This window comes from Bradyrhizobium sp. BEA-2-5, assembly GCF_032918025.1.
GTDB lineage: Bacteria > Pseudomonadota > Alphaproteobacteria > Rhizobiales > Xanthobacteraceae > Bradyrhizobium > Bradyrhizobium pachyrhizi.
In genome coordinates this window covers 3,829,147-3,841,391 of sequence record NZ_CP136629.1, presented here as the reverse complement: position 1 = coordinate 3,841,391, position 12,245 = coordinate 3,829,147, and the positions used below count along the sequence as shown (strand labels likewise).

The 12,245-nt window shown below is 66.7% G+C and carries 15 protein-coding genes; 6 read left to right on the top strand and 9 right to left on the bottom strand.

Annotated features, from left to right (window positions below; all coding sequences use genetic code 11):
• Window positions 1-27: 27 nt before the first annotated feature.
• Window positions 28-672, bottom strand: coding sequence for an O-methyltransferase (locus RX327_RS17755; protein WP_244482502.1), 645 nt, complete (start codon window positions 670-672; stop codon window positions 28-30).
• A gap of 26 nt (window positions 673-698) precedes the next feature.
• Window positions 699-1,331 (bottom strand): PadR family transcriptional regulator, encoded by a 633-nt coding sequence (locus RX327_RS17750; RefSeq protein WP_317250984.1) that lies wholly within the window; start codon window positions 1,329-1,331, stop codon window positions 699-701.
• 191 nt (window positions 1,332-1,522) lie between these two features.
• On the opposite strand from RX327_RS17750, the gene RX327_RS17745 reads away from it, so the two are divergent.
• Window positions 1,523-1,867: an MmcQ/YjbR family DNA-binding protein gene (locus RX327_RS17745; protein ID WP_050386683.1), complete on the top strand. Its 345-nt coding sequence runs from the start codon at window positions 1,523-1,525 to the stop codon at window positions 1,865-1,867.
• Window positions 1,868-1,888: 21 nt separating this feature from the next.
• Here the strand turns inward: RX327_RS17745 and RX327_RS17740 are convergent, their stop codons facing one another.
• A complete protein-coding gene (locus RX327_RS17740) occupies window positions 1,889-2,455 on the bottom strand; it encodes a hypothetical protein (RefSeq protein WP_050386684.1) in 567 nt (188 codons plus the stop codon).
• Window positions 2,456-2,545: 90 nt separating this feature from the next.
• The gene (locus RX327_RS17735) at window positions 2,546-3,511 is read right to left on the bottom strand and encodes a GlxA family transcriptional regulator (protein WP_050386685.1); all 966 of its coding nucleotides are present in this window, start codon (window positions 3,509-3,511) and stop codon (window positions 2,546-2,548) included.
• A 206-nt stretch (window positions 3,512-3,717) separates the two neighbouring features.
• Here RX327_RS17735 and RX327_RS17730 point away from each other — a divergent pair, with 206 nt between their 5' ends.
• On the top strand, window positions 3,718-4,359 hold the full coding sequence (locus RX327_RS17730) for an HD domain-containing protein (protein ID WP_028335102.1): 642 nt from the start codon (window positions 3,718-3,720) through the stop codon (window positions 4,357-4,359).
• Window positions 4,360-4,366: 7 nt separating this feature from the next.
• Here the strand turns inward: RX327_RS17730 and RX327_RS17725 are convergent, their stop codons facing one another.
• A complete protein-coding gene (locus RX327_RS17725) occupies window positions 4,367-4,825 on the bottom strand; it encodes an SRPBCC domain-containing protein (RefSeq protein WP_028335101.1) in 459 nt (152 codons plus the stop codon).
• 77 nt (window positions 4,826-4,902) lie between these two features.
• Between RX327_RS17725 and RX327_RS17720 the strand changes: the two genes are divergently transcribed.
• Window positions 4,903-5,994 (top strand): adenylate/guanylate cyclase domain-containing protein, encoded by a 1,092-nt coding sequence (locus RX327_RS17720; protein WP_050386686.1) that lies wholly within the window; start codon window positions 4,903-4,905, stop codon window positions 5,992-5,994.
• 5 nt (window positions 5,995-5,999) lie between these two features.
• On the opposite strand, the gene RX327_RS17715 is transcribed toward RX327_RS17720, so the two are convergent.
• Window positions 6,000-6,248 carry a hypothetical protein gene (locus RX327_RS17715; protein ID WP_244482504.1) on the bottom strand — a complete coding sequence of 83 codons (249 nt, stop codon included), beginning with the start codon at window positions 6,246-6,248 and terminating at the stop codon, window positions 6,000-6,002.
• Between the two features lie 92 nt (window positions 6,249-6,340).
• Here RX327_RS17715 and RX327_RS17710 point away from each other — a divergent pair, with 92 nt between their 5' ends.
• On the top strand, window positions 6,341-7,561 hold the full coding sequence (locus RX327_RS17710) for an HTH domain-containing protein (protein WP_317250983.1): 1,221 nt from the start codon (window positions 6,341-6,343) through the stop codon (window positions 7,559-7,561).
• Window positions 7,562-7,695: 134 nt separating this feature from the next.
• On the top strand, window positions 7,696-8,343 hold the full coding sequence (locus RX327_RS17705; RefSeq protein WP_317250982.1) for a glutaminyl-peptide cyclotransferase: 648 nt from the start codon (window positions 7,696-7,698) through the stop codon (window positions 8,341-8,343).
• 28 nt (window positions 8,344-8,371) lie between these two features.
• On the opposite strand, the gene RX327_RS17700 is transcribed toward RX327_RS17705, so the two are convergent.
• Together RX327_RS17700 and RX327_RS17695 are read right to left on the bottom strand one after the other, a co-directional pair.
• Window positions 8,372-9,589, bottom strand: a complete 1,218-nt coding sequence (locus tag RX327_RS17700; RefSeq protein WP_317250981.1) for an MFS transporter — start codon at window positions 9,587-9,589, stop codon at window positions 8,372-8,374.
• A gap of 79 nt (window positions 9,590-9,668) precedes the next feature.
• On the bottom strand, window positions 9,669-10,892 hold the full coding sequence (locus RX327_RS17695; RefSeq protein WP_160321807.1) for a substrate-binding protein: 1,224 nt from the start codon (window positions 10,890-10,892) through the stop codon (window positions 9,669-9,671).
• Between the two features lie 214 nt (window positions 10,893-11,106).
• On the opposite strand from RX327_RS17695, the gene RX327_RS17690 reads away from it, so the two are divergent.
• On the top strand, window positions 11,107-11,673 hold the full coding sequence (locus tag RX327_RS17690; protein ID WP_050386692.1) for an AAA family ATPase: 567 nt from the start codon (window positions 11,107-11,109) through the stop codon (window positions 11,671-11,673).
• A gap of 8 nt (window positions 11,674-11,681) precedes the next feature.
• Here the strand turns inward: RX327_RS17690 and RX327_RS17685 are convergent, their stop codons facing one another.
• Window positions 11,682-12,233, bottom strand: coding sequence for a carboxymuconolactone decarboxylase family protein (locus tag RX327_RS17685; protein WP_050386693.1), 552 nt, complete (start codon window positions 12,231-12,233; stop codon window positions 11,682-11,684).
• Between the last annotated feature and the right edge of the window lie 12 nt (window positions 12,234-12,245).

The following is a 12,245-nucleotide window of genomic DNA, read 5'->3' as shown; positions in this document are numbered from 1 at the left end:
CAATCACGACAGCAGGTGAAAACCCCGCTACGCCACCTTCAGGCAGAGCTCGGTGCCACCCTTGAGCGGCAGCGTGATCGACACGAAGCCGTTGCCGGGATCGCGTACGAATTCCAGGAAATCCGCCTCGGCATTGTCGTTCATGACGTAGCCGCCGACACGCAGCTGCGGCGCGACGATCTCGATCACCTGGCGCGCCAGCGTCGGCCCCTTGTCGCCCGGCCAGCCGTCGATCAGGACGAAGTCGACGGGACCACCGAGATCGCGCAGCGTCTTGCGCGCATCGCCCTCGCGGATCTCGGCGTAGTCGGCAAGGCCGGCCTCCGCAAGATTGCGCTTCGCCGCTGCGACCTTGGCCGGTACGATCTCCGACCCGATCACGGTGCCGCCGCCATTGTCGCACATCGCGGCAGCGAAATAGAGGGTCGACATTCCGACCGAGGTCGCGAACTCGGCGACGCGCTTGGCGCGCAGGCCGCGGCACAACAGATAGATGAGCTCGCCCTGCTCCGGGTGGATCGAGAATCCCTGCTCGGCGTAGTCGTGCGGGTCGCGGCTGCCGCTCTGCATCGGATTGCCGCGCACGGGCGCCCGGCGGGTGGCCTGCAGACGCTCGATGACGGCGGTGACGCGGGCATCACGGATCGCGCTGTGCGGTTCGGCGTTGTACAAGAAAGGTCTCGTTTGCTGCGACGGCGTCATTGCTGCAGGATCTCAGCGGCCGCGCGGTCGAGGATCTTTGCGATCCGCCGCGCCTCCGCGGCATCGCAGCCGCGCTTCTGGCGCAGCGCGCTCTTCAGCGCGTGACGGGCGCGGTGTACCTCGTCGGACGCTTCGCCATCGAGATCGCTCACGCCGGCGAAGGCTTCGCGCACCTCCTCCATGCGGCGGCCGATCCGCGACAGCGCCTCGAGGATGGTATCCGCGGTCGTGCGGTTCTCGCCGAGATACGTTCTGCCCTGCTCGGTGATGCTGTAGAGCTTGCGCGCGGCGTCCTGGGTGACGCTGGCATGGCCGATCTCCTCGAGGAATGTCAGCGCCGGATAGATCACGCCCGGGCTCGGGCTGTAGAAGCCGTCCGACCGCTCCTCGATCCTCTTGATCAGCTCGTAGCCGTGTGCCGGCTGCTCGCCGAGCAACGCGAGGATGACCAGTTGCAGATCCTGCGACGAAAGCCGCCGCGATCCCGGAAAGTCACTGCTGCCACCCCGCCCGAAGAAGCCATGGCCGCCGCGGCCAAAGCGGTGGCCGCCCCGGCCGTGCCGGCCCATGGCGAAGAACCCGAACCGGAAGCCGTCATCGTCCCGGTCGCGAAACATCGATCGTCTCATTTGTTCATTCCTTACTGAAAACATATCTTACGATATATCTACAGATTGAGCGACAGCAACCCACGTTTTCGTGAGACGTCGGGACGAAGCGGCGGCTGGTGCTGGCGGAGGGCTGGCCGGGCTCAGTCCGGGGCTTGCCGACCTTCATACGGCTGGCCTATGGCTTTGAACGCCTTCCAGCCTTGTAACTCATGCGCCCCAAGACCTTCGAAGCCCATTGTCTGCGCCTGCCCGCCGCCACCAAGGTGGTGCAATGGGAAGGGACGTCGGTGTTCAAGGTCGGCGGCAAGATGTTCGCGCTGGCCGGCGGCTACATCGAGAGCACCGGCGGGTTCATGTTCAAGACCTCGAACATGGCCTATCAGCTGCTGATCGAGCAGGGTCTGGCGCAGCCGGCGCCGTATCTGGCGCGCGCCAAATGGGTGCAGTTGATGGCGAACGACTCCCTGCCCGATGCCGAGCTCAAGGCCTATCTCGACCAGGCGCATGCGCTCATCGTCGAAAAGTTGTCGCGCAAAGCGCTCGGGCTCGACTGATCGCCGGAGTCGCAACGCGGCTCAGCTGCCTAGCGGCTTGTCGGAATCGCCCGACAGCAATTTTGGAAACAGCTCCTTGAAGGCGAACTTGTCGTCGCCCTTGCCGCGGTCGAAGCGCAGCACGACGTCGAAGCGGCTGCCCTCCCATTTGGTCGGCGGCGCGCCCTTGCTGACCGGGATCAGCGGAAGAATATCGGAGATGATTGCCTTGTGCTCCCAGCACAGCAGCACGACGCCCTTCAGCGCCAGCACCGCAGGCACCAGCCTCGGCTCATCGCCCTTGCCAAAGCTTTCGTTCGGGGTCAGGCCGCGCCGTGCGGCAAGCGCCGAGATCGTCTCGGCCGGACGGCTCGACGGCGGCTGATTGGCCGTGGTGCCCGGTGTCGCGGCATAGATTGCATCGGGCTTGGCATAGTCACCGCCGGTGAGATCGGTGCCGAACAGCGCGGTCCACGCGCCCGCACGCTCCCACCCACGGAGCACGAGCGATTCGGTGTCGGAGACGCCATCCGCGGTGAAACCGGGTCCCGGCCAGGAATCGCCCGGCTTCTCGGCATGACGGATGATGAAGAGCGTGAGCGCGTCCATGGGCGGCCTCTCGGGAGAAGATGTGTGGCAGGATCCGGCGTCGGTGACGTCGATCCTATCCCCGATACAGCCTCCGGTTGATGAACCGCATCACAGTTTGCTAAAACTCGCGCGGTACTGCGCCGGCGACACGCCGAGCCGCTCGGTGAACACGATCCGCATCCGGTCGGCCGAACCGAAGCCGCAATCGAACGCAACCGCCTTCAGCGGCCGGTCTGAGCCCTCGAGCAGCCGGCGTGCGGCGTCAACCCGCGCCCGCTCGACGAATTCATGCGGCGTGATTCCGGTCTCCTGCGCAAAGGCGCGGCCGAAATTGCGCACGCTCATGCCGACGGCTTCCGCCAGCGACTGCAGCGTGTGGCGCTCGCCGACATGCTGCATGACATGCGCCTGCGCGCGCGCAATCGGCGAATCCTCATCGACCGGCGCGGTGAGATAGGGACTGAATTGCGACTGCCCGCCCTGGCGCTGCGCCACCACGACCAGCCGCTTGGCCACCGCGACCGCAACCTGCGGCCCGTGCCGCTCGGCGACCAGCGCGAGCCCGAGATCGATCCCCGCGGTCACGCCGGCCGAGGTCATCAGCTGTCCGTCGCGAATGTAGATGCGGTCGAAGATCACCTCGGCTGCCGGGAAGCGCGCCGCCAGAAGCTGTGCATTCTGCCAATGCGTCGTCACCTTGTGGCCGTCGAGCAGCCCGGCATGGCCGAGCGCGAAGGCGCCGGTGCAGATCGAACCATAGAGCTCGGCGCGCGCGGGCGCCCCACGCAGCCACTGCGTCAGTTCGGGATCGGGCGCGGCGTCGGGCAATGCCGGCCCGCCCGCCACCAGCAGGATATCGAACTTCTCCTGTGCCTCGGCGAAGCTGAGATCGGCCGATATCTTCATGCCGTTCGACGCGCGCAGCGGTTCGCAGCCGGCGCCGACCAGCACGGTCTCATAGCCATTCCCCGCGGGCACAAAGCCGTTCGTCTCCGCGAACACGTCGACGGGGCCCGCGACATCGAGCGCTTGAACCCCTTCGTGAATCGCGATCGCGACTCTCTGAACCGCCATACCTTCTCCCTGCCCGCTGGCGCGAAACGACGTCTGGTTGGCCCGATCCGGCGGCGCGCGATCGTTGCGGGATCGGGCCCAACCGGGCGACAAACGCACCACGGATCGCGCCACCCCGGCGATCCGCACACACCGCAGAGACGAGCGCCGGGCTCGCGTGTTCGCACGCCACGGCATCGTCTTGCCACATCGAGGAGCGTCTTGAAATGACCGAGATCATCGCCGGCATCCGCGTACCCGACAGCGCGATGGCCCGCGCCGCCACCCAGCTGGTGCGCGATACCGAGGACGACCTGCTCTACAATCACAGTCGCCGCGTGTTCTTCTGGGGCGCGCTGACCGGCAACCGCCGCAAGCTGAAATTCGATCCCGAGTTGCTCTATATCGGCGCCATGTTCCACGACATGGGCTTGACCGCAGCGCATGCGAGCCCCGATCTGCGCTTCGAGGTCGACGGCGCCAACGCCGCACGCGACTTCCTCAAGGGCTATGGCGTTCCGGAGCGCGACATCGAGGATGTCTGGACCTCAATCGCCCTGCACACCACGCCTGGCGTCCCCGAGCATATGCGTCCGACCATTGCGCTGGTCACCGCCGGCGTCGAGATGGACGTGCTCGGCATCGCCTACGACGATTTCCCGCACGAGCACCGCGACCATGTCTGCGCGCACCATCCGCGCGAGGCGAACTTCAAGGAGAACATCATCGATCATTTCGCCGCCGGCACCATCAAGAAGCCGCTGACGACCTTCGGCAACGTCAAGGCCGACGTGCTGGCGCTGAAGGACATGAACTACACCAGGATGAACTTCTGCTCGATCATCCTCGGCTCGAAATGGCCGACATGACGCGACGTCAATGGCGGTTGGCGGGACCGTGGTCGGGGCCGGGATCCCGACCGGCGGCCGCCAGCGAGAGCCGGCCCATGTAATGCGCCCAACCCTTGTCATGGCTCTCGCACTGCGCGGCGTTCGGAAGGCCGCTATGGGTCATGCGGAGCAGCGTGCCGTTGTCCTGCTCCATCAGGTCGATCTCGATCAGGCTCGATCCCGGCGGCACTTCCTCGCTGCCCTCCCAGCCGAAGCTGTAGGCGAGACGATGCACCGGCACAACCTCGCGGAACGCTCCGCGCGCGGCGCGGCTGCGATCGCTGCCGAGCCCCTTGAGGAAGTAGAGGCCCCCGGGATGCGTCTCGGTCGCGGCTTCGAGCCCCATCCAGCTCACGATCTTCTGCGGATCGGTCAGAAAGGCGAACACGGTTGCAGCCGGGGCTGCGATCTGGATCTCGCGTTGAACGATGAAGGCTTCAGTCATCGATCCATGCTCCATTGACAGTCGGTGCTCAGGGATAATTCGTGACAAGGGTGGTGCGTCAACCCCATGATGGTGTGATGCAATTGTCCTCGACGTTGAGCTGGCTGGTCGACGCCGCCGCCGAGACCGCGGGCGCCAACCGGTTGTTGGCAGACCTGGGTAGCCACCTTATCACGGATGGCCTGCCGCTTGCCGGCGGCGCTCTGACGCTCGAGGTTCCGCACCCCCTGATTGCAAGACGAACCTGGCTGTGGCGTGCCGACAATGGCGAGGTCATCGAAGCGCTCGGATTCGCGCCGGAACAACCTTTTGCGATGCCCGATATGGTGGGATCCGGCGACGCCGGCCGGCGCTGGCTCGGAACTCTCGGGCCCGGCCCGATCCATGAGGGCACGATCGGAACGCGGCCGGATGGCCCGACCCTCGGCTGGATCGGGACACGCGCCTTCACACCTGCCGAGACGGATCAATTGCGCGAGGCGGCGCGGTTCATGGCCGCGCCGGTCGCCGCGCTCGCGGCGCGCGCGACACTGACGGCGGCGCTGGAGGCCTATCTCGGCCGGCGCAGCGCGGCGCGCGTGCTGGCATCGCCATTGCGTCGCAATACCGGCGAAACCATCCGGGCGGCACTGCTGTTCGCCGACCTCCGCGGCTTCACCGCGCTGTCGGAAAGCCATCCGCCTGCCGAGGTGATCGCGGCGCTCGATGCCTGGTTCGACCGCATCGCCGGCGCCATCCACGCCTTCGGCGGCGAGGTGTTGAAATTCATCGGCGACGGCCTGCTTGCGATCTTTCCGGTCACGACCAGCGCGCGCAGCGCATCCGAGGCGGCATTGCGCGCGGTGTCGGCGGCGCGCGTCGGCATGGCGCATCTCGATGCAGAGCGACGCAAGCAGGGCTTGCCGCCGTTGCCATTCGGCGCGGCGCTGCATCTCGGCGAGGTGCACTGGGGCAATATCGGCGCCGCCGACCGCCTCGACTTCACCGCGATCGGTGCCGCGGTCAATCTGGTAAGCCGGCTCGAAGGGCTGTGCAAGCCGCTGGAGCAGACCGTGCTGGTTTCGGGCGCCCTCGCCGCCGAGACCGAGACGCCGCTGGTCGCGCTCGGCAGTCATGACTTGCGCGGTATCGCACGGCCATGCGCGGTCTTCACTTTGCCGGAGGGCTGAGCCAGTCATCTGAACAGGCGCAGCCATGGCGCCAGGTGAAATGCGCTCATCAGCGCGTACATCGGGACCATGCCCTGCAATGACAGCGGTCCCTGCATCGCGCCGCAAATCATGTCGGCCGGCGCCATCGCGGCAATCAGCGCCATCACGGCGAAGGTCGGCGCCGCCGCCAGCGACAGAAAGCGCGCCACGACGGGCCCGCGTCCGCTGAGCCGCCTCCTCGCCCAATCTTCTCGTGTTTCGAAACCGGTCATCGTTCGATCTCTCTGGAGATGATCCATGTCGTCATGTGCTAGGTTAGGACCGGGCCTCGGAGGGTGAGAGTGACAAGTGTGTCGGGATTCGAATGGATTCGCTGATCATAGCTGCGGCGCGCGCGCTCGCGGCGGGTGATCCCCTCGGCGCACTGAAACGGGTAGCCCTGCGCGACGATGCGCCGGCGCTGGCGCTGCGCGGAATCGCGATGGCCCGGCTCGGCGATTTCGCCCGCGCCAAGGAGCTGTTGCGGCGTGCAGGACGCGCCTTCGGCCCGCGCGAAGCGGTCGCGCGGGCGCGCTGCGTGGTGGCGGAGGCCGAGATCGCGCTGGTGTCGCGCGACCTTTCCTTCCCCGGGAAGAGCCTCGCCGCGGCGCGCGCAACGCTCGCGGCACGAGGCGATGCACTCAACGCCGCCCATGCCGGCTATCTCGAAATCCGCCGCCTGCTGCTGATCGGGAGCCTCGATGCGGCCGAGCGCATGCTTGCCGGCCTCGACCCAGCACCGTTCCCGCCGGCACTGCGGGTCGGCCATGAACTGGTCGTCGCCGGAATCGCGATGCGGCGGTTGCGGACCAAGCCGGCACGCGAAGCGCTGGCCCGCGCGAGGGAAGCAGCGCGCCGCGCCGGCATCGCCGAGCTCGCGGCCGAGGTCGAGAGCACCGCGCGCCTGCTCGCGACACCCGCGGCGCGTCTGATCGCGCGCGGCAGCGAGCGGCCGCTGCTGCTCGAGGAGGTCGAGGCCCTGATGGCATCGAAGGCGCTCGTCATCGATGCCTGCCGCTACGTCGTGCGCGATGTCGGCACGACGGTCTCGCTGACCCGCCGGCCGGTGCTGTTCGCGCTCGCCCGCGCGCTGGGCGAAGCGTGGCCGCAGGACGTGTCGCGCGGCACGCTGATCGCGCGGGCGTTTCGCGGCAAGCACGCCGATGAATCACACCGGGCGCGGCTGCGGGTCGAGATCGGACGACTGCGCCGGGCGCTGCGGCCGCTGGCCGATCTCAGCGCGACGCCGGACGGCTTTGTGCTCCAGCCGCATGGCCGGCGCGAGGTGACCGTGCTGGCGCTGCCGGTCGAGGAAGAGCATGCCGCCGTGCTGGCCTTTCTCGCCGACGGCGAGCCATGGTCGAGCTCGGCGCTCGCAGTTGCGCTTGGGATCAGTCCGCGCACCGTGCAGCGGGCGCTCGACGAGCTGGCCGCCACCGGCAAGGTGCAATCGGTCGGCCGTGCCCGCGCCCGGCGCTGGATGACGCCGCCGGTGCCGGGATTCACGACGACCTTGTTACTCCCTGCCCCGCTGCCGAACGGCTAGCATCCGGGTGCAATCGGAAGCGTTTTCGAGCGAAGCGGATACCGGTTCGCGTGAAGAAAACGCGTCAAAACAGGAAATCTGGAGCCTCGATTCTGATTCAATCAGAACTGAAACTCCAGGCGACAGGAGCGCACATGAAAAAGGCCACGGCCGAGATCATCCGGGAATACGGCCCCTTCGACGGCGTCGAGAACGTCGGCGGCGTCAGCTTCGACGGCGAGCAGGTCTGGTTCGCGGCCGGCGACCGCCTGGTCGCCTTCGATCCCGACAGCGGCAACACCACCCGCACCCTCGATATCGCGGCCCATGCCGGCACCGCCTTCGACGGCAAGCACCTCTATCAGATCGCCGAGGACCGCATCCTGAAGATCGAGCCGACCAGCGGGCGCGTGATATCCACCATCCCCTCACCCGGCGGGGGCCGCGACTCGGGCCTCGCCTGGGCAGAGGGCTCGCTCTGGGTCGGACAATATCGCGAGCGCAAGATCCATCAGGTCGATCCCGAAACGGGAAAGGTCCTCCGCACCATCGAGAGCAAGCGTTTCGTGACCGGGGTGACCTGGGTCGACGGCGAGCTCTGGCACGGCACCTGGGAGGGCGATCAAAGCGACGTGCGGCGCATCGACCCGCAGACCGGCGAGGTCATGGAAAAGCTGGAGATGCCGCAGGGCGTGTTCGTCTCTGGTCTCGAGTCCGACGGCGCCGACCGCTTCTTCTGCGGAAGCGGCTCCGCCAACAACAAGGTGCGTGCCATCCGGCGACCGAAGCGCAGCCGCGCGTGAAGCAGATCGCCTCACGCACGCACCGGCTTCACGCCGGCGCCGGCACCGCGGTGGGCCGCGCCGCCGGGATCGGGCGGAAGGTCATCATGATCAGGAACGCGCCGATGCCGACCGCCCAGGAGGCGATATAGAGCCAGGCATAGCTCGAGAAGGCGTCATAGATCAGGCCTCCGGCGAGCGGGCCGGTTGCCATGCCGAGGCTGCCGGCCATCGCGGTGCCGCCGATCACCGTGCCCATCATCTTGAGCGGGAAGTTCTCGCGGATGAGAACGGCGTAGAGCGGCATGGTGCCGGCATAGATGAAGCCGAAGATGGCGCCGACCGCATAGAACGTTGTGAGCTGGTGCGCGAAGACATAGGCGAGCGCGCCGAACGCCTGCAGCAGGAGGCCCGAGACCAGCACGCGCTTGGCGCCGAACCGGTCGCCCATCAGGCCGAAGGCGATGCGCCCGCCGAGACCGGCAAACCCCTCGATGCTGTAGATCGTCACCGCCGCGACCATCGGAATGCCGCAGGTGACCGCGTAACTCACGGTATGGATGATCGGGCCCGAATGGGTGGCGCAGCAGAAGAAATTGGTCGCGATCAGGATGATGAATTGCGGCGAGCGCAGCGCCTGCGCCAGCGACATCGGCGGTTCGCCGTTCTCCGAGACCGCTTCAGCGTGGTCGCCCTGCAGCGCCGGCGGACGGCGCACCAGGAACGAGACCGGGATCATGATGGCGCCGACCACCAGCGCGACGATCTGCATCGAGGTGCGCCAGTCGTGGCCGGAGACGAGCCAGGCCGCCAGCGGCGACATCGTCATCGGGGCCATGCCCATGCCGGCGGAGACCAGCGACACCGCGAGGCTGCGATTGGTGTCGAACCAGCCGGTGACGGTCGCCATCATCGGCGCGAAGATCGCCGCACAGGCGGCGCCGACCAGCGCGCCGAACACGAACTGAAAGGCCAGCAGCGATGGCGCCTGGCTGGCCAGCGCGAGGCTTGCCGCCAGCACGATCGATCCCGTCAGCACCACCGGCAGCGGCCCGAACCTGTCCGTCGCCGTGCCCCAGGCCATGCTGGTGAAAGCCATCGCCAGAAAGCCGATCGTCATCGCGCTGGAGATGCCCGTCACCGACCAGCCGGTGTCCTTTGCGATCGGCTGCAGGAACACCGGCAGCGAAAACATGCCGCCGATCGCGACGCAGCCGAGCACGCCGCCGGCGGCGACGATCACCCAGCGATAGGTCGAATTGCTCATTCCGGAACTCCCATGCAGCTCATTCTGGCTGGAAGACGGGCGGGACGACGCGAAACCGACAACCGACGAGCGCGCCAGCTCACTTTTTTGCGAGCATCGCGGCCTCGAGCGCCGCTACCGACATATTCCTCCTGGTCAGCGGCCAGCTGGACTGCACCCCCGGCTCCGGCGCGATCTCGCCGAGTGCTCGCACCTGCACGAGTTCCGAGCCCTGCGTCTCGGCAATGAACATGTTCATCGCCACGTGATGATCCTGACCGAGCGTGACAGGGCCGGTCGGCGACGGAATGGCGAGGCCCGCCATCGCGTCGACGATCGCCTCCTTGTCGAGCTTGCCGGCCTTCTCGGCCGCCGCCTTGAGCGCGATCAGCGTGTTGTAATGCGTCACCACATAGTTCGACACCGCGACGCCTGGCTCCGCGGCGGCGCGGGCCTTCGCGACGAACGCCTTGACGGCAGGGTCCTCGCTCGCCGCGACCGCCGGCACCACGGTCACCATGTTCTGCCCCTTGCCGCGGAAGATGCCGAGGTCGACTTCGGACAATCCGAGGAACGCGACGGTGATGTCCTTCAGCAATCCGGCCTCGTCGGCCTGCCGGATGAAATCCATCCCGTCGCCCTTCAGCGCGAACAGCAGCACCTTTGCCTTGCTCGCCGCGATCTCCTTGATCAGCGGTGAGAAGTCGGTCTCCGTTCCCAGCGTGTATTTCGTCCCGACCACCTTGCCGCCGAGCTTCTCGATCAGGGGCTGCGCGATGCCGAACATCTGATGCGGCCAGACCCGGTCGGCGCCGAGCAGGAAGTAGGTGTTGCCGAACGTCCGGGTCATGTAGGGCAGCAGCTGGCCGAGCTCCTGGTTCGGCACCGCGCCGAACGAAAACAGATAGCGGCTGCATTTGCCGCCCTCGTAATTGGTTGCATAGAGCAGCGGCGTCTTCGAGCTCTCCGCAAGCGGCACCAGCGCATTCAGATTGCGCGAGGTGATCGGACCGACCACCGCCAGCACGCCATCCTTTTCGACCAGCGAACGCATTGCGTCAGCTGCGGCCTCCGGCCGCGTCTTGTCGTCGGCATAGATCACTTCGACGGGTCGGCCGAGAATGCCGCCTAGCGCGTTGATCTCCTTGGCGGCGAGATCGAGCCCGAGCCTCGCCTGCTGGCCATAGAGCTCGACGCCACCGGAAAACGGCAGCACCGCGCCGATACGGATCGGTCCGTCGGATTCCGCGGCGCGCGCCAGCTGAAGCATCGCACCGCAGAGCAGCAGCGCGAGCGTCGTGCAGATGATCGAGCGTGATGCCATGTGCGTCGTCCCTTCGAGCAGAATCCAACCCAGCTCGATCGACATTATCGGCGTGGCACTGAAGAATTCGTCAAGCGCGCCCCCATTTGCGTCACATTCGAGGCTATGCTCACTCCGCGCGTCGAGACATTTCCGCGCGCCTTCTTCCCCAAGATTTCAGGCCTATCTGGCAACCCGCGTTCGCGGAGGGCTCGTTCATGCGGTGTGACGATTGATGAAAGGATACCCTTTGCAAAACCGCTTCGTCCTGATCTCCGGCTGCTCCGGCGGTGGAAAATCGACCCTGCTGGCCGAACTCTGTGCACGCGGCTATCCGGTCGTCGAAGAGCCCGGCCGCCGCATCGTTGCCGATGAGCTCGCGTCCGGCGGCAACGCCCTGCCCTGGGTCGATACGGCGGCCTTCCTGCGGCGCGCCATTGACGTCGCGCTGCAAGATATGGAGATGGCCAAGATCCATTCCGGATGGGTGTTCTTCGACCGCGGCCTCGTCGACGCGGCGTCGGCGCTGGAGGCATTGACCGGCGAACCGGTGCTGCACCCGATCTGCTCCGACCATCGCTACCACGGTCGCGTGTTCATGACGCCGCCGTGGCCCGAGATCTACGTCACCGATTCGGAGCGGCGGCACGGCTTCCAGACTGCAATGGCGGAGTATCAGCGGCTGATGGAGACGCTTCCGACGCTCGGCTACGATGTCGTCAACCTGCCGAAGCTACCGCCATCCGCGCGGGCCGACTTCGTGCTCACGACGCTCGGCGACGGCGCCGCACCGGCGGCCTGATCAGGCCGTCACTCCGCGGCCTCGCGCTGCGGAACGCCCTGCTCGACGTCGAGCTGCAAGATGTCGTTGAAGCGATTGAACGCGCCGCACAGCGCGATCCGCCAGGTCAGCTCGACAATCTGCGGTTCCGAGAAGTGTTCCCGCAGGCGTGCGAAGATCTCGTCGCGGGTCTTGTTCCAGTTGTTGGTGACGGCGATCGCATATTCGACCACGAGCTTGTCGAGCGCATCGAGTTCGGGATGATCCTGATAGTCGAGCAGCCGCTCGGCGCCCGCCTCCGAGACCCCCTGGATCGCGAGCTTCGGCGCATGGTGCGACACGCAATAGTCGCACTTGTTGAGCAGCGAGACCGTCACCAGCGCGAGCTCGAGATGCCGCTTCGAGACCACCGCCTCGTCGGCGAGATCGACCAGCAGCGACCACATGTGCTTGAAGATCGGCAGGCGCTGCGCCATGACGCCTGCCTGGTTCTCGAACGCGCCATAGGTGGTCATCTTGTCCCACAGCGGCTTGAGCTCGCTCGGCAGGTCGTTCCTGGTCTTGATTGACACGCGTGACATGGATTGCCTCGG

Coding starts and splice junctions, on each gene's coding strand:
- RX327_RS17750 (WP_317250984.1), bottom strand. CDS start 1,331: ATGAGACGATCGATGTTTCGCGACCGGGACGATGACGGCTTCCGGTTC.
- RX327_RS17745 (WP_050386683.1), top strand. CDS start 1,523: ATGCGCCCCAAGACCTTCGAAGCCCATTGTCTGCGCCTGCCCGCCGCC.
- RX327_RS17740 (WP_050386684.1), bottom strand. CDS start 2,455: ATGGACGCGCTCACGCTCTTCATCATCCGTCATGCCGAGAAGCCGGGC.
- RX327_RS17735 (WP_050386685.1), bottom strand. CDS start 3,511: ATGGCGGTTCAGAGAGTCGCGATCGCGATTCACGAAGGGGTTCAAGCG.
- RX327_RS17730 (WP_028335102.1), top strand. CDS start 3,718: ATGACCGAGATCATCGCCGGCATCCGCGTACCCGACAGCGCGATGGCC.
- RX327_RS17725 (WP_028335101.1), bottom strand. CDS start 4,825: ATGACTGAAGCCTTCATCGTTCAACGCGAGATCCAGATCGCAGCCCCG.
- RX327_RS17720 (WP_050386686.1), top strand. CDS start 4,903: ATGCAATTGTCCTCGACGTTGAGCTGGCTGGTCGACGCCGCCGCCGAG.
- RX327_RS17715 (WP_244482504.1), bottom strand. CDS start 6,248: ATGACCGGTTTCGAAACACGAGAAGATTGGGCGAGGAGGCGGCTCAGC.
- RX327_RS17710 (WP_317250983.1), top strand. CDS start 6,341: ATGGATTCGCTGATCATAGCTGCGGCGCGCGCGCTCGCGGCGGGTGAT.
- RX327_RS17705 (WP_317250982.1), top strand. CDS start 7,696: ATGAAAAAGGCCACGGCCGAGATCATCCGGGAATACGGCCCCTTCGAC.
- RX327_RS17700 (WP_317250981.1), bottom strand. CDS start 9,589: ATGAGCAATTCGACCTATCGCTGGGTGATCGTCGCCGCCGGCGGCGTG.
- RX327_RS17695 (WP_160321807.1), bottom strand. CDS start 10,892: ATGGCATCACGCTCGATCATCTGCACGACGCTCGCGCTGCTGCTCTGC.
- RX327_RS17690 (WP_050386692.1), top strand. CDS start 11,107: ATGAAAGGATACCCTTTGCAAAACCGCTTCGTCCTGATCTCCGGCTGC.
- RX327_RS17685 (WP_050386693.1), bottom strand. CDS start 12,233: ATGTCACGCGTGTCAATCAAGACCAGGAACGACCTGCCGAGCGAGCTC.